At 71.7% G+C, this 21,237-nt stretch carries 21 protein-coding genes; 4 read left to right on the plus strand and 17 right to left on the minus strand.

Annotated elements, in window-relative coordinates:
• Positions 1 to 42 precede the first annotated feature (42 nt).
• From AAW14_RS04220 to AAW14_RS04230, 3 genes are all read right to left on the minus strand, one after another.
• Complete coding sequence (locus AAW14_RS04220) at positions 43 to 462, minus strand: STAS domain-containing protein (RefSeq protein ID WP_265560024.1); 420 nt, start codon at positions 460 to 462, stop codon at positions 43 to 45.
• Positions 459 to 1,358: an STAS domain-containing protein gene (locus AAW14_RS04225; protein WP_265560026.1), complete on the minus strand. Its 900-nt coding sequence runs from the start codon at positions 1,356 to 1,358 to the stop codon at positions 459 to 461. Before AAW14_RS04225 ends, AAW14_RS04220 begins: the two co-directional genes overlap by 4 nt.
• Positions 1,359 to 1,569: 211 nt before the next feature.
• Positions 1,570 to 2,736 (minus strand): PP2C family protein-serine/threonine phosphatase, encoded by a 1,167-nt coding sequence (locus AAW14_RS04230; RefSeq protein WP_265560028.1) that lies wholly within the window; start codon positions 2,734 to 2,736, stop codon positions 1,570 to 1,572.
• 198 nt (positions 2,737 to 2,934) lie between these two features.
• Here AAW14_RS04230 and AAW14_RS04235 point away from each other — a divergent pair, with 198 nt between their 5' ends.
• Entirely contained in the window at positions 2,935 to 3,366 is a 432-nt protein-coding gene (locus AAW14_RS04235) for a MarR family winged helix-turn-helix transcriptional regulator (protein ID WP_265560030.1), read from the plus strand.
• Positions 3,367 to 3,646: 280 nt separating this feature from the next.
• Here AAW14_RS04235 and AAW14_RS04240 read toward each other — a convergent pair whose 3' ends face one another.
• Together AAW14_RS04240 and AAW14_RS04245 are read right to left on the minus strand one after the other, a co-directional pair.
• The gene (locus tag AAW14_RS04240; protein WP_265560032.1) at positions 3,647 to 4,024 is read right to left on the minus strand and encodes an STAS domain-containing protein; all 378 of its coding nucleotides are present in this window, start codon (positions 4,022 to 4,024) and stop codon (positions 3,647 to 3,649) included.
• Positions 4,025 to 4,378: 354 nt separating this feature from the next.
• The gene (locus tag AAW14_RS04245) at positions 4,379 to 5,581 is read right to left on the minus strand and encodes a hypothetical protein (RefSeq protein ID WP_265560034.1); all 1,203 of its coding nucleotides are present in this window, start codon (positions 5,579 to 5,581) and stop codon (positions 4,379 to 4,381) included.
• A gap of 375 nt (positions 5,582 to 5,956) precedes the next feature.
• Here AAW14_RS04245 and AAW14_RS04250 point away from each other — a divergent pair, with 375 nt between their 5' ends.
• Positions 5,957 to 6,223 carry a DUF5133 domain-containing protein gene (locus AAW14_RS04250; RefSeq protein ID WP_265560036.1) on the plus strand — a complete coding sequence of 89 codons (267 nt, stop codon included), beginning with the start codon at positions 5,957 to 5,959 and terminating at the stop codon, positions 6,221 to 6,223.
• 105 nt (positions 6,224 to 6,328) lie between these two features.
• Here the strand turns inward: AAW14_RS04250 and AAW14_RS04255 are convergent, their stop codons facing one another.
• The 6 genes from AAW14_RS04255 to AAW14_RS04280 all read right to left on the minus strand — a co-directional run bounded on the left by AAW14_RS04255 (position 6,329) and on the right by AAW14_RS04280 (position 12,107).
• Positions 6,329 to 6,535, minus strand: a complete 207-nt coding sequence (locus tag AAW14_RS04255; protein ID WP_265560038.1) for a hypothetical protein — start codon at positions 6,533 to 6,535, stop codon at positions 6,329 to 6,331.
• A gap of 313 nt (positions 6,536 to 6,848) precedes the next feature.
• A complete protein-coding gene (locus AAW14_RS04260) occupies positions 6,849 to 7,640 on the minus strand; it encodes an N-formylglutamate amidohydrolase (protein ID WP_265560040.1) in 792 nt (263 codons plus the stop codon).
• Positions 7,641 to 7,734: 94 nt separating this feature from the next.
• Complete coding sequence (locus AAW14_RS04265; protein ID WP_265560042.1) at positions 7,735 to 8,616, minus strand: fructosamine kinase family protein; 882 nt, start codon at positions 8,614 to 8,616, stop codon at positions 7,735 to 7,737.
• Between the two features lie 364 nt (positions 8,617 to 8,980).
• Positions 8,981 to 9,544 (minus strand): hemerythrin domain-containing protein, encoded by a 564-nt coding sequence (locus AAW14_RS04270; protein ID WP_265560044.1) that lies wholly within the window; start codon positions 9,542 to 9,544, stop codon positions 8,981 to 8,983.
• Between the two features lie 76 nt (positions 9,545 to 9,620).
• Positions 9,621 to 10,637, minus strand: a complete 1,017-nt coding sequence (locus AAW14_RS04275) for a cytochrome d ubiquinol oxidase subunit II (RefSeq protein WP_265560046.1) — start codon at positions 10,635 to 10,637, stop codon at positions 9,621 to 9,623.
• A gap of 57 nt (positions 10,638 to 10,694) precedes the next feature.
• Positions 10,695 to 12,107 carry a cytochrome ubiquinol oxidase subunit I gene (locus AAW14_RS04280; protein ID WP_265560048.1) on the minus strand — a complete coding sequence of 471 codons (1,413 nt, stop codon included), beginning with the start codon at positions 12,105 to 12,107 and terminating at the stop codon, positions 10,695 to 10,697.
• Between the two features lie 265 nt (positions 12,108 to 12,372).
• On the opposite strand from AAW14_RS04280, the gene AAW14_RS04285 reads away from it, so the two are divergent.
• A complete protein-coding gene (locus AAW14_RS04285; protein WP_265560050.1) occupies positions 12,373 to 12,894 on the plus strand; it encodes a hypothetical protein in 522 nt (173 codons plus the stop codon).
• Positions 12,895 to 12,946: 52 nt separating this feature from the next.
• Here AAW14_RS04285 and AAW14_RS04290 read toward each other — a convergent pair whose 3' ends face one another.
• The 4 genes from AAW14_RS04290 to AAW14_RS04305 form a co-directional block, all read right to left on the minus strand.
• The gene (locus AAW14_RS04290; RefSeq protein WP_265560052.1) at positions 12,947 to 14,218 is read right to left on the minus strand and encodes a glycosyltransferase; all 1,272 of its coding nucleotides are present in this window, start codon (positions 14,216 to 14,218) and stop codon (positions 12,947 to 12,949) included.
• Positions 14,215 to 15,180 carry a glycosyltransferase gene (locus tag AAW14_RS04295; RefSeq protein WP_265560054.1) on the minus strand — a complete coding sequence of 322 codons (966 nt, stop codon included), beginning with the start codon at positions 15,178 to 15,180 and terminating at the stop codon, positions 14,215 to 14,217. Before AAW14_RS04295 ends, AAW14_RS04290 begins: the two co-directional genes overlap by 4 nt.
• Positions 15,177 to 15,791 (minus strand): hypothetical protein, encoded by a 615-nt coding sequence (locus tag AAW14_RS04300; RefSeq protein ID WP_265560056.1) that lies wholly within the window; start codon positions 15,789 to 15,791, stop codon positions 15,177 to 15,179. The genes AAW14_RS04295 and AAW14_RS04300 overlap by 4 nt, the downstream gene beginning before the upstream one ends.
• Before the next feature lie 160 nt (positions 15,792 to 15,951).
• Positions 15,952 to 16,914, minus strand: a complete 963-nt coding sequence (locus AAW14_RS04305) for an NAD-dependent epimerase/dehydratase family protein (RefSeq protein ID WP_265560058.1) — start codon at positions 16,912 to 16,914, stop codon at positions 15,952 to 15,954.
• A gap of 442 nt (positions 16,915 to 17,356) precedes the next feature.
• Between AAW14_RS04305 and AAW14_RS04310 the strand changes: the two genes are divergently transcribed.
• Complete coding sequence (locus tag AAW14_RS04310; protein ID WP_265560060.1) at positions 17,357 to 19,105, plus strand: glycoside hydrolase family 15 protein; 1,749 nt, start codon at positions 17,357 to 17,359, stop codon at positions 19,103 to 19,105.
• 201 nt (positions 19,106 to 19,306) lie between these two features.
• Here AAW14_RS04310 and AAW14_RS04315 read toward each other — a convergent pair whose 3' ends face one another.
• Both AAW14_RS04315 and AAW14_RS04320 read right to left on the minus strand, forming a co-directional pair.
• Entirely contained in the window at positions 19,307 to 20,152 is an 846-nt protein-coding gene (locus tag AAW14_RS04315; protein ID WP_265560393.1) for a DMT family transporter, read from the minus strand.
• Positions 20,153 to 20,483: 331 nt separating this feature from the next.
• Positions 20,484 to 21,179, minus strand: coding sequence for a hypothetical protein (locus AAW14_RS04320; RefSeq protein WP_265560063.1), 696 nt, complete (start codon positions 21,177 to 21,179; stop codon positions 20,484 to 20,486).
• Between the last annotated feature and the right edge of the window lie 58 nt (positions 21,180 to 21,237).

The raw sequence follows: 21,237 nt of genomic DNA on the forward strand, positions 1-21,237 counted from the left end.
AGCGGATGGGCAGGCATGCGGCGAGGCGACCCGATGTCTCCGTCACGCGTTCTCCCGGCGTCCTGGATCGTCGGACAGGGGCGTGGACGCCCGGCTCAGCATCCGCAAAGCCTCGTCGGTGTCGAGCGCCGTGCGAAGGCCGGGCAGGGTGAGGCCGAGCTCGACCAGTGTGATGGCGACCGCGGGGCGCATTCCGGCCACCACGGTCTCCGCGGCGAGCAGCTTGGCGTGGGAGGCGATCTCGGCGAACACCCGGCCGAGGAAGGAGTCGACGATCTCGACCCCGGAGACGTCGAGGACGACACCCCGCGCGGAACTGCCGGCAACGGCCTCGCCGATGTCCTGCTGGAGCTGTTCGGCGGTCTTGTCGTCCAGTTCACCGTGGAGTGTCACGAGCAGCACGTCGCCGAGCTTGAGGACCGGGACGTGGATGCCCGCTGGGCCCTGGAGACCCCAGGTCATCGGGGGTCTCCTCCGCCGGCCGCGCGATCGACGATCACGGTACCCTGCTGATGCAGGGCATAGGCCAGGGCGTCGGCCAGGCTCCCACGGGTGACGACCGAGCCCAGGTCGATCCCCAGATGCACGATGGTCTGGGCGATCGCCGGCCGAATGCCGGAGACGATGCACTCCGCCCCCATGAGGCGCGCGGCCGCGACCGTCTTCATCAGATGCTGCGCGACCAGCGAGTCGACCGTCGGCACTCCGGTGATGTCGAGGATGGCGAACCGGGCCTGCTGGGTGACGACGGCCTCCAGCAGACTCTCCATCACGACCTGGCTGCGGGCACTGTCCAGCGTGCCGATGAGCGGGACGGCGACGATACCGCTCCACAGCTTTATCACGGGCGTGGCCACCTCGAGCAGCTGCAGACGCTGCCGCTCGATGATTTCCTCGCCCGCACTGAGCACTGTCTCCATGACGAACAGCCGCAGCGTCCCCAGCAGGGCGGTCAGGGTGACCACATGTGATCCGGTCGCCTCGCCGTCCGCCCCGGACAGGTCCGCGGTCAGGAGCTCGGTGACCGACGGGCGCAGAGCCGCCACCTCGTCGGCGATCTGGGCCGGTGCGGCGCCCGCACGCGAACGCGAGGCCGCCATGCGCGCGAGTTGCTCGGCGACCCCCGCGAAGCCCGGGGCCCGCAGATCCTCGATCCGTCCCGAGGCAGCCACCACGGCAAGCGCCTCCACTAGGGCGCCGGCGGCTTCCACCGCCTCGTCGCGGGAGACCGTGAACACCGTCCGGAACAGCGTCTCGTCGGCCCAGCGCTGGGAGATCTGTTCCCGACGGCGTTGCAAGAAGTCCCCGACGGCGCGTGCCGACGCTCCTCGATTCGCTGCCGTCTCCTGGTCCGTCACGTCCCTGTCTCCTTCGTACGTACGCTCCCCCGGCTTTCAGGGAGCCTCCTCGGAGAGCGCGGTTCATTGTCGCGCGACAACTGTAATCATGGGAGATCGCGCATGGCACCTGGGCCTGCCCGGAAGATCGTCCAACGATCGGGGGACCTGGCCAACTGCCGTCCGGATGTATGGCTTCGGGCCGCTCGAGCGGGCAACGGACACGGAAAGCCTATGACCCGCGCCGCCGTCCGAACCAGTCAAGGCACACGACGAGCGCGTCGTCCTCCGGGTCCGGAACGCCACGATGAGCCGACAGCGCTCTCAGGACGGCGCGGGGCACCTCCGGGGCCGGCAGCAGCCGCGTCGAGGCGATCGCCTTGGACAGGGCCTTTTCGCCGTACTCCTCGCCCCCCGGCGCGACGGCCCCGTGGACGCCGTCGCTGACGAAGACGAGCCGATCGCCCGGTTCGACGTGGATCTCCTGCGCCACGTAGTCGGTCTCCTCGAACATGCCGAGCGGCAACTGGGCCTCGAGGCCGACCGGTTCGACTGTCCTGCCGCGCAGCCGCAGCATCCGGGGGGAGCCCGCGTCGACGACCTTCACCCGCCCGGTGGTCAGTTCGAAGTCGAGCAGCAGGACCGAGAGATAGGAGGCGCCCCGGTATTGGGCGAAGACGGCCTGGTCGGCGAGGGCGGCCTGGTCCTCGATGGGGATCCCGGCGCGCCGGGCGTTGCGCAGTGCGTTGATCCCGAGGCTGGTCAGCAGCGACGCCTCGATGCCCTCGCCCATCCCGTTCGTGATGTACAGCATCAGGCGGTCCGGGTCGGCGGACCAGTCGAAGTTGTCGCCGAAGATCGCGTAGGCGGGCTCCAGCTGAGCGCCGAGCGCGTACTCCTCGCGCGCACACGAGTGGCCGGGCAGCAGCTGCCACTGCATCTCGGCGGCGAGCGTCAGCCGGTCCTTGCGTCTGGCCTGCAGATAGACGTCGGTGTCCCGATCGGCCACGACCACTTCGTGGCCCAGGACCTCCGCGATCTCGACGAGATCGGGAAGGGCCTCCGCGACGCCCTCGAACGGCAGTGTGACCACCAGCACACCGAGCCGGTCCCCCCTTACGGTCACCGGCAGGTGAACCCGGGACAGGTCGCCGGTCTCCTCCACGACCGGGTCCTGCGCGCCGAATGCACGGCCCGCCGTGGTGCCGTGCATCGATACGGGTTCGCAGGTGTGGGGCCCCGTGGAGACGGGCTGCAGGATGGTGCGCCCGTAGTCGGCCATCAGCAGTTCGACGGCCTCGGCCGTGTACTGCCCGCCCAGCACTTCCCGGAGCGCATGCACCAACCGGTGCGGAGCCGCGTTCCGAAGCGCCCTCTCGGCTGCCACGAATCTGTTCACGATGTCGGATACGCCATTCTTCCACTAGTACGATTCCGGACTCATGCCCTGGAGGGGTCGTCCACCCGTGCGCCGGTGCCTGTATCTATCGTTGTCCGTGAGCTGTGGTCCCTGCAGGCCGACAGCATCCGAGAAGCCTGGGAGAGTGAGACGGTGCCTTCCTCCAGCCTGCGTCCTGAGCCGAGCGAGGTGGCGCGTGTGACCTCAGAGGCGGCGGAGTTGCTGGAAGTCCTGTGGGGACGTGCCTCGACCGCGCCCGTCTCCGCCTCCCAGCTGCGGGTGCTCTTCATCCTGGAGCACCAGGAGGGCATCAACCTGCGTACGCTCGCCGACGCGCTGGGATCGACCCCGCCGTCGACGAGCCGACTGTGCGACCGCCTGCAGGCGGTCGGGTACGTGGAGCGGGCGGCCAGCTCCATCAGCCGGCGCGAGCTGCAGCTGCACCTGAGCCGACGGGGCAGGTCCTTCCTGGCCGAGCTGCGGTCACGGCGCGAGCGCGCCCTGGAGTCCGTGCTGGCCCAGATGCCCGTGGCCAAGCGCACGGCCCTGCTGCAGGGCCTGGAGGCCCTCTGCGCCACCGCGGCGGCGCAGATCCAGGAGGAAGACGGGACGGACGCCCGTTCGGCGTGAGCCGAGGGCAGGCCCGCTCTCCCCGTGGGGACGTCGAGCGCGTGCCGCGGCCGGTCGGCGTGCAGAGCCGGCTCCGCCCACCGCAACATTCCAGTTCCCTCCGTGCGTTCGATGCCTCCCACACTTTGTTGCCTCACGGCTATAGTTGTCAAACGGCAAGTATTACCGGTGTGTGGACCGTCCGCGTGCGCGCACTGCCCACGCGGACGGCCGTGGATCCAGGGGCCCGACCCGAGCATTCCGGCTGGTGGCGCCGGTGCACCCGAGGCGTGCTCTTCCGTTACGGTCGGCTCACCGCATCCCCCAGCCCGAAGAGCGCGTCCTCGGCGTTCTTGAAGGACGGGACGGTCAGGGTCACCCCCGTCAGATCGAGGATCCGCTGTACCGCGGGGGCCGGATCGATCAGTCCTACGGAGCCGCCGACCTGCCGGGTCTCCTTGTAGGACTTGAGGATGATATTGATTCCGGACGAGTCCATGAACGGCACCGACGAGAGATCCAGCAGCAGATGTCGTCGCCCGTGGTGCATCTGGTTGGCGAGGTGGTGGTGCAGCTCCGTCGCCGTGTCGACGTCCAGGTGACCGTTCACGATGACCAGCGCGACGTCCTCCCGGGGCATCGTCACCTCGATGGTCAGGGGGGTCTGCTCAGCCGACACAATGTCCTCCCATACGTACTGCGTGCGGGGCTCGCCTACCCCGGTGCGTGCGCCCGATGCACCGCGGGCCGCGCTCCGGAAGTGATCAACTTCTCGCCGCCGGGCAGGTGCCCGGCGGCGAGTCCGGCTCCAGGTACCCTCCGATTCACTCTCTACACGTGGCAGTTCGGACCCGGAGCAGGCCCCGCGTTCGGTCCCGGGCGTGTGCCGCCCGGCCAGGCGGCGGCGCATACTCCGTACGAGCCGGGCAGCAGCATCGGTACCGCCCGTGGGCGCCCTCGCTCCTGGCGACCCCGGGCCGCCAGGCTCCGCCGATGCCCTCCCCCTGGCACTCGGCGGGGCCCTTTCGCTTGCTCAGCGGTCCCGCTCCCCGGCGTCCGCAGGCTCCGCCCGGTGTCCGGCCGCCTCGGGCTCTTCGTCCGGGGCGGCGGTGCCGGGTGTGTGGTCCTCGACGCCCGGCGGGCGGAGCAGCTTGGCGCCGTCCCGCACGCGTTCCAGGGGCTTGGCCAGGGCGCGCAAGGAGAAACCTTCCCGCTTGCGCTGTTCCTGGCGCGGTGACGGCAGCCTGCCGGACTCCCGGTAAGCCTCCAGTGCCTCATGGGCGAGCTCGGCCGCCTCCCGATACAGGTCGCGCGACCTGGTCATGGCGTCGAGTGCCTCGGCGTACGAGGCGAGCTGGCGGCGCGCCTGGTCCAGCTCCTCCTCCAGGGTCGTCAGGTGCCATTGCTCGCGCAGTCCGGACAGGGCTTCGCCGGCCCCGTCGGGCAGGGGACCGGGCTGGTCGGCGTAGCGCCGCACGGTGTCGAGCAGATCCGTGGGTTCCGTACCGTCGAGAAACACGGAGCGCACGCTGAAGGTCTTGTCGTCGACACCGGGGCCGGCGGGCGCCGCGGGGAGTACGACGGCGCCGCCGCGGGGCACCCGCACCCCGAGGTCGTACAGAGCCCAGTTGACCACCTGGAACTGTTCGGGCGCGGCTCGGTGCTCCACGATCCGGTGCCGCAGGCTGGGCGGCAGCAACGGCGCCAGCGGGCGCCGCCCGTTCTCGTCGGGCGTCATGGCCTCGTGTACGACCACGTGGATGCTCCAGCTGTGGCGCGCGCACTCCTTGAGCAGACGCCGAAGCGCACGGTCGTCCGTGGGCAGCGGGTTGATGTCCCGCAAGCGGAGTCCGGGAACCACGTCGTGGTCCCAGGGGGCGTCGGCGTCCTCGGGCCAGAAGACGGTGGCAGGCGAAGGCCAGTCGAGCTTCCAGGGCCGGTCCGCCTCGGCCACCAGCACCCAGTCCTGCACGTCGTCCTTGGTGTCGGGCGCGCCCAGGTTCAGACGCGCCCGCACGACGATGTCGTCGGCGACCAGCCAGCGGGCTTCGAAGGCGCGCTCGGGCGTGTCGTCGCCGGAGCCGTCGAACTCGAGATGGTCCTGGATGACGGCGCTGCTCTTCAGCTCCTGCAGCCGTTGCCGGACCGTCTCCTCGGCGCCTGTGCCGAGGTGGCGCCCGCGTGCCAGCCACACTGTCTCGGGAGCCGTGGCGCGGGCGGTGGAGGACTTAGCCATGGATCACTCTGGGGGATCGGGGTGAGGGCCGCCTCCCAGTATGGTCCGCGCACGTCACGGAACCAGGAGGCGAGTTCGGTCAAGATCGCGTTCCCTACCGTATTCCCCGCCGACGGGTGGATGCACACCGCAACCCAGGAGGAAACCCCCGGCCTTCGGGGCCTGTCCGGGGTGGGACGCGACCGTGACACGCACGATTCGACCGTATCGACTGCAGATTCCGTTGCTCATTGTCGATTCAGCACGACCTCTGGGGCGTCGGGTTGTGCGCCGGAGGGTCGAGATCGTGCCAAAGTGGCCCCCTGTGGACCGAGTTGTGCATGGCCCGGCCATGCCGGGGCACACGGCTCGAAAATCGAGAGAGAGGGCCTCACTGTGCTCGTTCCGGACGCGAAGGTCGTAAGAGGGCTGCTCACCCGGTACGCCACCCTGCAGATCGCGCTCGCCGAGAGGGAGACGCTGGAAACGGCACGAGAGCTGGAGGACGTCAGCTACACGCTGTGCGTCATGACGGGAACCCGGAACGCGCACGAGGCAGTGGCGGCCGCGGACGCGCTGCTCCTGGCGGGCCACCGCAAGAGGGCGGCGCAGGACACGGCGGACGAGACGGACGGCGAGAACGGTCTGCCGGTGGCCGTCTGAACGCGGCTGCCCGAGGGCGGTCCTGCCGGGACCCCGACGGTCGTACAAGGACCGGTCGGCGGCACGGGCCGTGCCGGTCCCGGTACGTACCGGGACCGGGAACCGCTAGGGCAGCAGTTTGTCGAGCGCGGCCCGCCCCTCGGACGCGAGCTTGCGCTCCGCCCAGGCGAGGGCGCTGGGGGTGATGTCCCTGCCCGAGGCGAGGACCAGGTCATCCGGTGCGGCCTCCGGCGGAGCCACATGCAGCAGCTCGTCCGGCGTGGCCCGGTCATCGGACGGACGACGTGACGCATCAGGCTGTGACGTCGACATGAGGTCTCCTATGCGAGTCGATCCGCAGCGGTGGCACCCGACAGGTCGTCGCGAGGGCGGGACGCCACCCTTCTCCTCACCTTTCATCGAGATGGCGCCGCGCGCAATCCCGAAGGCCGGACTCCGTGCGGGATCGAACATCCTGTGACGGGATGACCACCCCGGGTTGCCGTTTCAGCTGTTGTCGCGCCCTGCGCGCCCGCGGCGCCGCAGCGAGCATCGTCGGGTCGCGCAACCGCATCGAACGTCGCGCGACCGCATCAAACAAGGTCGTCGGAAGGCTCCCCTGCTGCCCCGAGCAGTCCGTACGCAGTCAGGACAGCGCGTCGACCAGAGCGGCCAGCGAGGACGCGAGACGGGTGATGCCGGGTCCGGCGGCTCCGCCCGGTTCTGACATGTAGGTGTCGCGACGGATCTCCACCATCAGGGCGGTGACCTCCAGCCGCGTGCCGTAGAACTTCAGCGGCACATACGCCCCTGAGAACGGGCTGTCGATCCCCGTCCCCCCGAACCCGGTGAACGCCTCCCGTGCCGACGCGAGCAGCTCGGGCGGCGTGTGGAAGGGGTCGGTCCCCAGGCAGATCGGTGGCCGGGGTCCGTCGTGCAGTTCGTAGGGCAGGCGGGTGGTCGGATAGGAGTGGACGTCGAGGACCACGGCCCGGCCGGTGGCGTCCAGCCGGTCCGCCACCGCCGCCGTCATGGCCTCCGCATACGGGTGGAAGTAGCGCCCGAGCACCGGCTGCGGGTCGGTGTCCGCCGCCCGCAAGGGGCCCAGGTGCGTGGTACGGGTGTAGACCGCGCCCATCCCCACGGCGAGCATCTCCTCCCGCTCGTCCGGGAACCGCTCCGGGTCGACCACCAGCCGCGACAGGCGGTTGACGAACCGCCAGGGCGTGACGACGGCGGCCTCGGCGGCGAGACCGGCCAGTTCGGCGGTGTGTGCGTCCGTGATGTGGTCCAGCTCTTGGGCCAGGGCCGTGTCGTCGAGAAGGATGCCCGCGCGCACGGCCCGGGGTATCCGGCGTGCGGAGTGCGGCACATGAAGGATCACGGGCGAGTCGTCGGCGCCGGGCAGCAATGCGAACGATGCGGCGGCGCGGGACATCGAGTCTCCTTCCGGCGTGCTGGTCAGGCGACCGTACCCGTCTGCCATCCGCGGCAGGCACGCGGTGCACGTTCCCGTGGCCGCATGCTCGGGGTCAGCGGCTCAGCGCGGCCCGCGCCGCCTCGACCGCCTGCGTGCCGTATCCGCGGCCGAACAGCACCGCATGGACCAGCAGCGGGAAGAGTTGGTGCAGTGCGATGCGGTCCGCCCACCCTTCGGCGAGCGGCGCCACCTCCTGGTAGCCGTCGAGCACTTGGTCCAGGTACGGGCAGCCGAACAGGTGGAGCATCGCCAGATCGGTCTCCCGGTGTCCGCCGTGCGCGGCCGGATCGATGAGCCAGGCGTGGCCGTCGGCGCCCCACAGCAGGTTCCCGTTCCACAGGTCGCCGTGGAGTCGGGCAGGTGGCTCCGCGGGCCCGGCCAGTTCGGGCAATCGGTCGCAGACCGCTGCGATGACGCTCGCCTCGGCCTTGCGCAACGCGCCGTTGTCCACCGCGCGGCGCACATAGGGAAGCACCCGGTGCTCGGCGTACCAGACCGGCCAGTCTGCGCTCGGGATGTTGCGCATCGGGGCGAGGCCGATGTACGCGTCCTCGGGGCCGTCGGGTGGCGGCGCGCCGAACGCGGGCGCGCCGCAGGCGTGCAGGGCGGCCAGCTCCCGGCCGAGCCGGGCCGCGGCCTCGGCGCCAGGACGGCCCGGCGGGACGCGGTCGGTCACCAGCCAGTGCGGGTCCTGGCCGTGCACGGCGGGAAGGCGGACCGTTCCGGCCTCCGCCAGCCAGCGCAGCCCCGCCGCCTCCGCCCGGACCGCGCGGGGGTCCTCGCCGCGCTTGACCATCACCACACCGTCGCCGTCGAGGGTGACCTCGGTGAGTGCCCCGGACATCTGTCGCACACGGGTGACCGGACGCCCGGTGAGCCGGGCCGCCGCGGCACCCGGGCCCTCACCCGGGCCCGGCTCGGGACGGGGGGTCATCCGTCGAGGCGCCGGTGTACCCGGGCAGGCGGGCCGGGCATCGCGGTGTGGGTCATGGTCGGCACCTCGTCGAAATCCCTCCGCACTGTCGCCGTAGGGGCTCAGCCCTGCCGCCGTGCGGGCCTTCGCCCTGCGCCGTGCGGGGCGTGCTCGTCGGCTCCGTCGGCTCGGGCCCGCCGCGCCGCGGCGCTCCGTCCAACGGGCCGGACGATACCGCACGAAGCGCACGCGGAAGGCGGCACTGACCTGGTGCCCGGCGTGCGTACGTGCACACGCGAGTGAGCACCGCGGGGAGGGGAGCTCTTGCCGAGGTGGTCGATGCGCTCGGTGATCTCCCCGGCGGCGTGACTGCTCCGGGCGACCTTCAGTCCCTCTCCCCGCGGCCCGAGAGCGCGTCACGGATCCGGTCGACGACTCCGGCCCCGGGGGCGAGCAGCCTGTTGGCCGGCGGCGTGTCCGGGGCGGACGGGTGCGGACGCGTCGGCGCCGTCCTCTTCGCCCGCCGGACCTTCTCGCCCAGTTCGTCGAGCGCCTCCGTGGGAGCCGCTTGCATCAGCTTGGGGAAGAGGTTCTCCTCCTCGTCGGCCACATGCGCGCGGATCTCGGTCATCAACCTGCCGATCAGACGGTCGAACTCGGGATCGCCGGCCTCCAGGCTCTCCAGGTCCTTCATGATCTGTTCGGCCCTGGAGTGGTCCTGGATCTCCCGGTCGGCGATCGTGTCCCCGTCGGGCAGGTACTCGCGCACGGCCGGGTAGAGGTGAGCCTCCTCGGCCACCGAGTGCCGCACGAGTTCCATGGTGACCTGCTCGGCGTAGACCTTGCGGTCCTTGTCGCCGGGCGGCAGCGCGTCGATCCTGCCGAACAGCTCTTCCACCTCGCGGTGGTCCGTCACCAGCTCGTTGACGACGTTGCCTCCGTGTCCCACCTTCAGCACCTCCGGTTCGCCATGGCGGCCCCGGTCGGGCTCGCCCGGGACGCCGGGTGCCCCGGGCGGCCACCGGCTAACTCCCGTCCTGTGGCTGCTCGGGCACGAGGCGCAGCTGGAAGAGCGCGTAGAGCCACAGCAGCGACGGAACGAGCAGTACCGCGCCCACCCCCAGGGCGGCGAGGGTGACGACGAGCACGGAGGGCTGGGAGACGCTGTCGGCGACGGTGACCGAAGGGGGCAGCATCAGCGGGTACTGGGCGGCGCCCCAGCTCCACAGGATGGCGGCGACGGCTGCGGCCGCCGTGACACGCACGAGCGTCAGCTTCGCGCGCAGGAGCAGGGCCAGACCGACCGCGCCCAGCACGGCGGACACCCCGACCAGCGGCAGCGCCCGGTGGGTGAGCCCGTGGAAGAGGCCCGGGGCGTCCGCACGGAGCACCACGATGCCGATCAGCGCCACGACGCCCGTCACCCCTCCAATGACCAGCGCCCTGCGCCGGAAGTAGGCCGACAGATCCGGATCGCCGGCCCGGACGGCGTCACCGCTCAGGTAGACCGCCGCCAGGTATCCGCAGGTGAGAACGGCGAGTACGCCGCCGAGCGCCGAGGTCGGATTGAGCCAGCTGGTGACCAGGTCTCCCTTCGCCAGTCCGGGGGGAACGCGCCCCGAGGCGACGGCTCCGGCGACCGAGCCGAGGAAGTAGGGCGTGACGACCGAGGAGAGCGCGAAGAAGCCGCCGAACAGTCGCTGCTGCCACACCTCGGAACTGGCCTTGCGGAAGGCGAACGCGGCGCCGCGCGCGATGATGCCCAGGGCGGTGAGGGTCAGGGGGATGTACAGCGTGGACATCACCGCCGCGAACACCGGGGAGAACTCCGTCCACAGCATGACCACGACGAAGATCAGCCAGACGTGATTGGCCTCCCAGACCGGGCCGATGCTGTGCTCGATGAGCCGGCGGGGGGCCTGGCCGCGCCGGACGCCACCGGCGAGCAGGTCCCACAGGCCGGCACCGAAGTCGGCGCCGCCGAACAGGGCGTAACAGGTCAGGCCGATCCACATGACGGCCAGAGCCGCGTCGGCGAGCATCAGCGTCCCCCTGTCGCCATGGTGCCCATGGGCGGGGTGTGCGAGCGGTCGGACATCTCAGACAACGGGGTACTCCCGGACGTCGTGCTCCTGGGGAGCGAGGGGGACGGGCCGTTCGCGTGTCAGCCGGCGGAGCACGTAGACCGTGCCCACGGTCAGCAGCACATAGACGCCCACCACGAGCCACAGTCCGGCCAGCAGCCCTGGAGCGACGTTCACCGCGTCCTGGACCCGCAGCAGGCCCCATACGACCCACGGTTGGCGTCCTTCCTCGGTCACCGTCCAGCCGCACTCGAGGGCGATGACCGCCGCCGGTCCGGAGAGTGCCCCGAGCGCGAGGAAGAAGCGCAGCGTGCGGCTCGCGCCCTCCAGCCAGGGGCCGGGGTGGCGCCTGAGGCGCAGCGCGAGTACGAGCAGCCACACGCTCACCGCGAGCAGGAAGAGACCGCAGCCGACCATGAGGTCGAAAACCAGATGAACCCCGGTGACCGGGGGACGCAGGCCGGGCGGTACCCGGTCGAGTCCCTTGATCACCGTGTTCGGGCTGTAACCGACCAGCAGGGACAGCCCGTCGGGGATCTTCAGCCCGTACTGCAGGGTGTTGTGTCCCGCGATCCCGCCGACGGTCAGGGGTACGTGGCTGCCGGTGCCGTAGACGCCTTCCATCGCCGCCAGTTTGACCGGCTGGTAGTGCGCGACGAACCGTGCGGCCCAGTCCCCGACGACCAACTGGACCGGGGTGACGACCGCGCCCAGGGCCAGGGGAAGAGTGAGGCCCAGGCGGTGGTAGCGGTCCCGGCGGCCGCGCAGCAGCGCGACCGCGTAGACGCTGCTGGTGAGGAATGCGGCCACCATGAGCGCCGCCAGGATCATGTGCGTCGTCTGCGGTGGTGTCGCCGGATTGAACATCGCCGCCCAGGGGTCGACGTGCACCACCTTGCCGTCCCGCACGGTGAAGCCGCGCGGCTGGTTCATCCAGGCATTGGCGGCCACGACGAAGAAGGCGGACGCGACACCGGCGACGACGATGGGCACGCCCGTGAGCAGATGGGTGCGTGGCGGCAGCCGGTCCCACGCGTACAGATAGATGCCCAGGAAGATCGCCTCGATGAAGAAGGCGATGCCCTCCATGGCGAACGGCAGGCCGATGACCTGACCGTAGATTCCCATCAGGCCGGGCCACAGCAGGCCCAGTTCGAAACTCAGGATGGTGCCGGACACCGCCCCGACGGCGAAGAGCACGCCCATGGCACGCGCCCACCGTCGGGCCAGCAGGCGGTACGAGGGATCACCGGTCCGCAGACCCCACCACTCCGCGATCATGGTCAGCAGGGGCAGGCCGACGCCGAGGCAGGCCAGCACGATGTGCCAGGCGAGCGAGAAGCCCATCTGGGCGCGCGCCGCGTCCAGGTTTTCCGGGGTGACGGCCGCGGCGGCCAGGGCGTGAGGCACCAAGATGACCGGCTCCATCGAACATGTCCTCTCTCGCCACCCGGCTTCCCGCGTCATCCCCCGGCTCAGCTTCGCGGCACCGGGACCCGTATGCGCCGTGCGACACGCACCGTTCCCCATCGGCCCAGGCGTGCTTGACGCCGGCATGGCGGCGATACGGAGGGTGCCGCGGGACGGGTGGGCTCCGGGCGGAGCGGGTACCCGTGCGGTCTCGCCGCCTTCGGGCGGCCGGGACGGCGGGAAGCACCGGGAAACCGGTAAGCGCCGGGAAAGGGGACAGCCCATGACGACACAGGCTCGGCACGGCGGGCGCATCCGTACGGACCTGCTCGGTGTCTACCTCAACGACCATCTGGCGGGTTCGACCATCGGCTGCGAGCGCGCCCAGTACACGGTCCGGGCCCTTCACGGCTCGCCGCTCGGCAGGGCCTTGGCGCCGATCGCCGCCGAGATCGCGGAGGACCGCAGGAGCCTGCTCGACATCATGAGGCGGCTCGGGGTGTCCTCACACCGTTACAAGGTCGGCGCGGCGTGGGCGTCCGAGAAGGCGGGACGCCTGAAGACCAACGGCCGTCTGGTAGGACGTTCTCCGCTCAGCAATGTGCTCGAACTTGAGTTCCTTCGGCTCGGCGTCGAGGGAAAGGCCGCCGGATGGCGGCTGTTGCTCCAGCTCGCGGACGACGACGGACGTCTGGACCGGCACAATCTCGAGGAGCTGTTCGAACGAGCGCAGCGGCAGCTGCGCACGCTGGAGGAGCTGCGCCTTCAGGAGTCGCGGCAGGTGTTCCGGGCCGTGGACAGGTAGATCGCCGTGTCCCGGCCCGGGCGCCGCGCGGGCCGGGACGGAGGGGACTGCCTCAGACCATCACCGCCGCGGACGGCTGTGCCTCGAGTACGGCGCAGTACGCCGCCTCGGTCGCTGCGGCGATCCGTGCCCAGCCGTACCGGCGCAGGACGCGACGCCGCCCGGCGGCGCCACAGGCTGCCCGCGCCTCTGGGTCGGAGAGCAGCTCACCGACCGCCCCGGCGAGGGCCCCGGGGTCGCGGGGCGGCACCAGCCGGCCGGTGCCCGGGTCCGCGACGGTGTCCAGGTGGCCGCCCACCGCGCCGGCGACGACGGGTTTGCCGCAGGCCATGGCCTCCAGCGGGACGATGCCGAACGGCTCGTAGTCCGCCGGGCACACCACGACGTCGGCTCCGCGCAGCAGCGGGGGCACCTCGTGACCCGGGACCCTGCCGGTGAAGCGGACCCGGTCGGCGACACCGGCCTCGTCGGCGATGTCACGCAACCGGCGCACCTCGGGATCGCCGTCGAGCCGGTTGGCCGGGGGACCGCCGACGATGACGAGTTCCGTGTCCGGCAGCTGGGTCAGGGCCGCGACGGAGACCGCGACACCCTTGCGCGCGACCAGGCGGCCGACTTGGATCAGCCGATACGGATGGACACCGCGCTTCGCGGCCGGTCCTCGCGGGGTGAACTGCTCGGTGTCGACCCCGCACGGCACGACGTCCACCTTGGCGGCGGAAATGCCCATTCTGCCCAGTTCGACGACCTCGTCCCGGCAGGTGGCGATGATCCGGTCCGAGGCCAGGCCGACCTCCGTCTCCAAGGTGATCCGGTTGGACGGACTGGTGTCCGCCAGCCGTTGATGCCGTCGCTTCACCGTGCCCAGCCCGTGGTACGTGTGCAGCAGGGGCAGCCCCAACTCGCGCACGGCCTGCAGGGAGGCGAGCCCCGACATCCAGAAGTGCGAGTGGACCAGGTCGGGTGCCCTCACCTGCCAGGTCCGGGCCAGATGGCGGCCGAAGGCCCCCATATGGGGGAGGAGTTCGTCCTTGGGTATCGGCTCCGGCGGACCCGCGGGCACATGGCGCACCTCGACCCCGTTTCGCAGCGCCACCCGGTCCGGCAGGTCCGGGCAGTCCCGGCGGGTGTAGACGGTGACCCGGTGCCCCCGGTCGGCGAGCGCGTGTGCCAGAAAGGCGACATGGACGTTCTGTCCGCCCGCGTCCACCCCGCCGAGGGCGGCGAGCGGGCTCGCGTGTTCCGAGACGAGCGCGATCTCGAGCGAGCCGGGGCCCTCGGAGTCGGGGAAGCCCGTGCGAAAGGGCTTCAGGGATGAGGTCATGAGCGCACCTCCGTCATGACGCGCTCCCAGTCGTCGAGGAAGCGCTTGAGGCCGTAGCGTGCGAGGGCGGCCTGGCGGGCGCGGGCGCCGTCCGCGGCCGCGGCCTCCGGTTCGTGCAGATAGTGCCGCGCGGCCCGGGCCAGGATGTGCGGGCGGGTGGACAGCACGCCCGCGCCGCGCGGGACCGCCTCGACCGCCTCCGTCGTGGCGAGCGCGACGACCGGCATGCCGAGGTGCATGGCCTCCAGCAGCGACAGGCCCAGGGACGTCCAGCGCACCGGATGCAGATACAGACGGCGCTCCGCCATCGCCCTGTGCAGCTCGGACTGGGGCAGGTCGGCGGTACGGCACTCCTCCTCGCTGAGACCGAGGTGCGCGGCGAGACCCTCCGTGCGCATGCCGAAGACGTCCAGCGGTGTCGCCTGCGCCAGGGCGGGCAGCAGATCCGTACCGGTACGACGGCCGCGCCGGACGGGATCGTCGACGACGACGGCCGCACGGGCGAGCCGGCCGGTGTACTGGTGCCCCGGGTCGACGATGCCGTGCTCGATCACCTCGGTACGGGTGGTACCGCAGTCCCAGAACAGCCGGTTGAAGTGGGTGACATGAACCAGCGTCAGATCGGCGCGGTCGGCGAACGGGTGGCGGCTGTCGGGGACGGCGCCGTCCGGCGCGTTGTGCTCGAGATAGACGGCGGGCACATCACGGCCCGGGCGGCGACCGCCGAGCCGGCGTTCGGCCAGCTCGAGCTCGTGCGGCCGTTGGAGGAGGACCAGATCCACCTCAGTGTCCCGCAGCTCCTCCGGCGTCACTTCCCGTACCGAGGCGGGCCAGGAGCTGGTGCGGGGCCGCCCGAGTCCGTCCGGGCCGCGGGCCGGGGGAACGGGAACGAGGTAGGTGTGGGCGCCTTGGACGAAAGCCGTCGTCCAGGAGCCGTGCACATGCCACAACAGGATGTTCATACGGTCGCTCCTCGTTCCGTTTCGGGCCCGCCGCCCGGGGCGGGAACCTCGCAGGGCCGCGGCGAGGCGTCCGCGTCGGGATGCGCCCGGCGCGTTCCACGGGCAGGCGGAGAGTTCCCGGTCCCGGCCGGTCGTTCCTCACAGAGAGTCGTCATGACGGCGAGCACCGCGGCGTCGCTCGTCCCCTCGGGGCATGGACGACCCGACGCCGGGCAGTGCCGGGTCCTGCTGCTCGTGCCCGCCGCCGTCCGATCCCCGAGCAGGACGTGCGGTACGCCGAAGGGGCGCCGTCGCTCGGCCGGTACCACCGGCGCGAACAGCGAGACGACCGGCGTCCCGGCCGCTGCGGCGGGACCGGCGGGTCCGGTGCCGTCGGCCACCGCCCCCCGGGATCCGGCCGGCACCCCTGTCGGCTGCCGGGGATCCATGACCCGGCCGAGGCCGCGACCGTGCGTCCACGCGACCTTCGCGGTGGGCTCCCGTTCGCCGTGGCCCCTGGTGACGACGACCCGACGACCGACGGCGGCGAGGGCGGTCGCCGCCCGGGCCGCCCGCTCCGGGCGGGCGGCGGCGGGGTCCTGGCAGAGAGCGTGGTTTCCGAGGATGCGCATGGGGTCCGAGGCCTTTCGGCGATGCGATGAGCCGGGTGTCCAAACCGGTCGGGACATGGCCACCGACGTGACGGGACCGGAGCGAAGCCGGGGTGCGGCGGACCGGGCGGAGCCGGTGCCGCTTCCGGGGCGTCGGCCGGGAGGCGGGCGCTCGCGACGGTCAACGGCCGGCAGTGGCGCGGAACCAGTCGATCGTGCGCCGCAGGCCCTCCTCAGCGGCCACCTCGGGTTCCCAGCCGAGCTTGTCGCGGGCCAGGGTGATGTCCGGGCAGCGCACGGCCGGGTCGTCCGTCGGCCGCTCGATGAAGCGGATCTCCGACCTCGATCCGGTGAGCTCGATGACGAGGCGTGCCAGGTCGAGCATGGTGAGCTCGGCGGGACCGCCGATGTTGACGGGGCCGCGCATGCCGTGCGCCGCGCTCGCGAGGATGCCGCGGACGGTGTCGTCGACGTAGCACAGCGAGCGGGTCTGGTGGCCGTCCCCGGTCACGGTGAGGGGTTGGCCCTGCAACGCCTGCCGGACGAAGGTCGGCACCGCACGGCCGTCGTTGCCCCGCATCCGCGGGCCGTAGGTGGTGAAGAGCCGCACGATGGCGGTGTCGGTGCCCTTCGCATCGGAATGAGCGGTGGTGAGGGCCTCACCGAACCGCTTCGCTTCGTCGTACACGCTCCGTGGTCCCACCGGGTTCACATGGCCCCAGTACCGCTCGTCCTGGGGGTGCTCCTGCGGGTCGCCGTAGACCTCGGACGTCGAGGCGAGCAGGAAGCGTGCTCCGGAGCGGCGCGCGAGCTCCAGGGCGTTGCGCGTACCGAGGCTGCCGGTCTCCATCGTGTGCAGGGGCAGGCGCAGATAGTCGGCGTGGGAGGCCGGGGAAGCGAGATGGAGTACGAGATCGGGAGGTCCCTCGACGGTGAGCCCCTCGGCGACGTTCTCCCGTACCAGCGTGAATCCGGGGCGGTCCAGCAGGGCGGACACATTCTCGGGGCGGCCGGTGCTGAAGTCGTCCACGCAGGTGACAGCCGCGCCCGCGTCCAGCAGGGCGGCGCACAGGTGCGAACCGACGAACCCGGCGCCGCCGGTGACGACGGCGTGTTCCCACTCCCGTGACAAGGCGGTGCCCATGCCGATCTCCTCCCTGCGCGGCCTCGTATCGGGCCTGCTCGATGCCGGGTCGCTGACGTCGCGGAAGGCCCTCGAGTCCCCGATCAGCGCGCGCCTGCGATCGGAGTCCGTACTCCGATCAGCGTCCGTCGCCGGAGCGCGGGAAGCTCGGTGGTGTACGGCATCCAGGTGACTCACGCAGAGCGAGGACCGGTGGCTGCGCAGAGGGGGAGCGGAGGAGGGCACACAGCGGTCCGCACCAGTGGCCCCCCCGGCCGGGGAGCCGTCGAAGGGACACGCGTCCCCACCCGTCCGGTACCCGCACCGGCCCTGTGAGCAGCGATCCTTGCGCCTCGCGAGAACGGGTAGCCGTACGGCCCGAGTCGTTGGAGCGTCTCGAGCGGGCCTCGTCGGCAGGCGGCGACGAGGCGCCCGGTCGATCCTGAACCAGGAGGCAGCACCCATGAGCACACCCTTTCCGCCCCACGCGCTGCACGACTACGCGTTGCTGGCCGACGGGGAGCGCGGGGCGCTGATCGGTCCGGACGGCGACATCGCCTGGCTGTGCGCACCCGCCTGGCACGACGACGCAGTCTTCGCCTCCCTCATCGGCGGCCGGGGCGTGTACGCCGTCACCCCGCGCGCCCGCCATGTCTTCGGCGGGTACTACGAGGAGGGCACCCTGATCTGGCGCAGCCGCTGGGTCACCACGGAAGGTCTGCTCGAGTGCCGCGAGGCCCTCGCCTTCCCCGGTGAGCCGGAGCGCCTCGTCCTGCTGCGGCAGCTGCGCGCCGTCGACGGTCCGGCCCACGTACGGGCCGTACTCGACCCGCACGCCGACTACGGCCGTGGCTCCCTTACTTCCGTGCACCGCAGCGACGACGGCCTGTGGTACCTGAACTCGGGGTCCCACCGCCTGCGGTGGCAGGGCGCCGCCCTGGCCGTCGCTCGCGGCCAGGGCCTGGCCGCCGAGATCGAACTGAAGCCCGGTCAGCGGCACGACCTGGTCCTGGAATGTTCCGCGTCGCCGCTGCCCCGCACGCCCCCGCAGGCCGAACAGGCCTGGGACGCGACCGAAGAGGCGTGGCGCAAGGCCGTGCCCGCGCTCGAACACACCATCGCCACGCCTGACGCGCGCCGTGCATATGCCGTCCTGCGCGGCCTGACCACCCCCGGCGGCGGGATGGTCGCGGCGGCCACCACCAGCCTGCCCGAACGCGCCGAGGAAGGGCGCAACTACGACTACCGGTACGTGTGGATCCGCGACCAGAGCTACGCGGGGCAGGCCGCGGCGGCCGCCGGGACTCCGCAGCTCCTGGACGCCGCCGTACGATTCGTCGGCGAGCGCCTGCGGGCCGACGGCCCGCATCTGGCACCCGCGTACACCGTGCACGGCACGCCCGTCCCCAACCAGCGTGAACTGGACCTGCCCGGCTACCCGGGCGGTTTCAGCCGGGTGGGCAACCGGGTCAGGCAGCAGTTCCAGCTCGACTGCTTCGGCGAAGCCCTCCTCCTCTTCGCGGCGGCCGAACGCCTCAACCGGCTGGACGCCGACGCGTGGCGGGCGGTCGACCTCGCGGTGAGCGCCATCGCGGAACGCTGGCGGCAGCCCGACGCCGGGATCTGGGAGCTTGACGCCAGGCAGTGGACCCACAGCCGGCTGGCCTGCGTGGCAGGACTGCGTGCCATGGCCGCCGCGGCGCCGCGCCATCCGCTCGCCGACACCTGCACCCGTCTCGCCGACACCGTCCTCGCCGCCACCTCCAGGACCTGTCTGCACGCCGACGGCCACTGGCAGCGCGCGCCCGGTGACCCCGACGTGGACGCCGCGCTGCTGCTGCCCTCCGTACGCGGCGCGCTGCCCGCGGACGACGCCCGCACCCGGGCCACCGTTACCGCCTGCCACCGTCGGCTTTCCCACGACCACTTCGTCTACCGCTTCCGCCACGACGACCGGCCCCTCGAGGAAGCCGAGGGCGCGTTCCTGCTGTGCGGGTTCGTCATGGCGCTCGCCGAACACCAGCAGGGCCACCCGGTCGAGGCGCACCGCTGGTTCGAACGCAACCGCGCCGCCTGCGGAGCCTCGGGTCTGTACGCGGAGGAGTTCGACATCGCCCAGCGCCAGTTGCGCGGCAACCTTCCGCAGGCGTTCGTCCACGCGCTGCTGCTGGAGACCGCGGCCCGCCTCGCCGAGGACCCGGACCGCACCTGACCGTGGCCGTGGCCCGCCCGGCATCTCCCGCGCCCGGCCCGGCATCTCCCGCGCCCGCCCGGCATCTCCCGCGCCCGGCCCGGCATCCCCGGCGCGACCGGTCATCAGCCCTCGGCCGACTGCGCACCGCCCCCGAGTCCTCCTCCGCCAGGCGGAACGGCTTTGACGCGCAGTCGGCCCGACCGGTCTGTGTCTCGTCAGTCAGTGCATGGTGGGTACCACGCGGCTGAGCCTCAGCACGCCCCACGCGATGAGCCCGACCCCGATCGCCTCGGGCAGGAGCCACCAGCCGGTCCGGATCTCCTCCCCGAACAACGTGACGCCGAGCAGCAGGCTCACCGTGGCGTCACCGATGGTCAGCGCCGGTTGTGACGCGGCGAGCCAGCCGGCCTGCAGCGCGTTTTCCAGCAGCAGGATCGCGCTGACACCCGTCAGCGCGAACCCGTAGGTCTGCCAGGACGAGAGGAAGGCGACGGGACCGCCGTCCGAGAACGTGCCCGAGGCGGACTTCAGCAACGCGGCGGTGAGGGCATTGCCGACGGCCGAGGCGGTGGCCAGCACCGCGGCCCGGAACAACGGAGGGCGTTCCGGGCGGGCCAGGACGACCGCCGCGCCCATGATCCCGAGGCACAGCGCCAGGGCCGGGATCCAGCGCACCATGGGCGCCTGGTTCTCGGTACCGGAGGGCGCGGCGGACCCGAGGACCAGAGCCAGCCCCATGACCACGCCGGTGATGGCCCACCAGGCCGCGCCCGGCAGATGGCGGTGCATCAGGGGCGCGGCGATCAGCAGCGCGAAGGGCAGTTCCAGGACGAAGAGCGGCTGTACCAGCGCCATCGGCCCGTTCACCAGGGCGAGAGCCTGGAACAGGGCGGCGCCGACGACCCCGCAGACACCGATCGCCCAGGCGGGGCGGTGCGCGAGCTGTCGCAGCAGACGCAGGCCTCCGCCGCGAGCGACCGTGGACGCCGCCTTGCGCTGGAAGGCGGTTCCCGCCGCATTGCTGGCGGCTCCCATGACGGCGAACAACGCGGCGAGCACGATCACCTCTCCAGCATGCCCCGGGGAGACGACCAGGGCCCTCCGGGCCATGGCGAGGGCCGCCGGAGAACCTGCCCGGGAGCCTGCGGCGACGAAGCGGCCGATCCGCAGTGGATCGGCGCCGTTCGTGTGGCTCGCGGACCGGACGGATTCTCGTACTCGCAGTTCGAGCACGCCGTCGTCCGCAGCCACCGCCTTTCTGCCGGCGCACCGTTCACACCGGCCGGGGAACTGCCCGACTTCTTCTGGTGGGGAACACTCCTTGCGCGGTGGACCCTCATCGCGCCGCGAGGCGGTCGACTCCGGTCGGCACCGCTCTGCGCTCGCGTCGGAGGCGTCACCCGGCCTGGTCGGGCTGGGCCTCGGCTTCGGGCGCCGTCGTCGGCTCCGAGGCATCCGAAGAGGTGTCGGAAGGGGTGTCGGAAGAGGTGTCCGACGCGGTGTAGAAGACGGAGGCGCCCTGCTTGCTCCGCTGAGCCTGGTTCCTGGCGACGAGCCCTTCGAGCGTGGTGCGTACGACGGTGACCTTGACGCTCCGCTCGGGATGGGCCTCACCGAGCGCGGTGGCGATCTCCGCCGCGGACCGCGGCTCGCTCTGCTGGCCGAGATGACTCCGCACGAGTTCGACCAGCGTGGGCTGGGCCGTCTTCGTGGCCGAGGCCTTGCCCGCCGCCTTCTTGGCGTTCGCCCTCCTGGCGCTCGGCTTCTCGGCCGTCTTGGGCGCGGGGGTGTCCTTCTTCGCTCGAGTCCTCCTGCTCGGACCGGTCTCGGCCGAGGTCTTCCCACGGGGAGCGGGCACGGTGGCGGCGGTGGTCGTGGCCGCGGACTCGGCGGGTGCCGGTGCGACACCCAGCGCGCGTTGCATGTTCACAAGCACGGTGTGGTCGCGCTGCAGGTTGGTCAGCTGTTCCTGAAGTGCGGCGATCTCAGCACTGATGCGCTCCTGTTCCTTGACGTTCTGCTCGAGGTCGACGGTCACCTGCGCGGTGTACTGCGACGTCAGGTCCGTGGTGGCAGTGGTGCTCTCCGACATGGTGTTGACCTTTCGGTGGTTCGGCCGTGGTGAAGGAACCGTGGGCCGTGCATCACGA

The organism is Streptomyces hygroscopicus (genome assembly GCF_026168105.1).
Lineage (GTDB): Bacteria > Actinomycetota > Actinomycetes > Streptomycetales > Streptomycetaceae > Streptomyces > Streptomyces hygroscopicus_D.

Coding starts and splice junctions, on each gene's coding strand:
- AAW14_RS04260 (WP_265560040.1), bottom strand. CDS start 7,640: ATGTCCCGCGCCGCCGCATCGTTCGCATTGCTGCCCGGCGCCGACGAC.
- AAW14_RS04290 (WP_265560052.1), bottom strand. CDS start 14,218: ATGACCTCATCCCTGAAGCCCTTTCGCACGGGCTTCCCCGACTCCGAG.
- AAW14_RS04245 (WP_265560034.1), bottom strand. CDS start 5,581: ATGGCTAAGTCCTCCACCGCCCGCGCCACGGCTCCCGAGACAGTGTGG.
- AAW14_RS04255 (WP_265560038.1), bottom strand. CDS start 6,535: ATGTCGACGTCACAGCCTGATGCGTCACGTCGTCCGTCCGATGACCGG.
- AAW14_RS04265 (WP_265560042.1), bottom strand. CDS start 8,616: ATGACCCCCCGTCCCGAGCCGGGCCCGGGTGAGGGCCCGGGTGCCGCG.
- AAW14_RS04305 (WP_265560058.1), bottom strand. CDS start 16,914: ATGGGCACCGCCTTGTCACGGGAGTGGGAACACGCCGTCGTCACCGGC.
- AAW14_RS04220 (WP_265560024.1), bottom strand. CDS start 462: ATGACCTGGGGTCTCCAGGGCCCAGCGGGCATCCACGTCCCGGTCCTC.
- AAW14_RS04280 (WP_265560048.1), bottom strand. CDS start 12,107: ATGGAGCCGGTCATCTTGGTGCCTCACGCCCTGGCCGCCGCGGCCGTC.
- AAW14_RS04295 (WP_265560054.1), bottom strand. CDS start 15,180: ATGAACATCCTGTTGTGGCATGTGCACGGCTCCTGGACGACGGCTTTC.
- AAW14_RS04285 (WP_265560050.1), top strand. CDS start 12,373: ATGACGACACAGGCTCGGCACGGCGGGCGCATCCGTACGGACCTGCTC.
- AAW14_RS04275 (WP_265560046.1), bottom strand. CDS start 10,637: ATGCTCGCCGACGCGGCTCTGGCCGTCATGTGGATCGGCCTGACCTGT.
- AAW14_RS04310 (WP_265560060.1), top strand. CDS start 17,357: ATGAGCACACCCTTTCCGCCCCACGCGCTGCACGACTACGCGTTGCTG.
- AAW14_RS04300 (WP_265560056.1), bottom strand. CDS start 15,791: ATGCGCATCCTCGGAAACCACGCTCTCTGCCAGGACCCCGCCGCCGCC.
- AAW14_RS04320 (WP_265560063.1), bottom strand. CDS start 21,179: ATGTCGGAGAGCACCACTGCCACCACGGACCTGACGTCGCAGTACACC.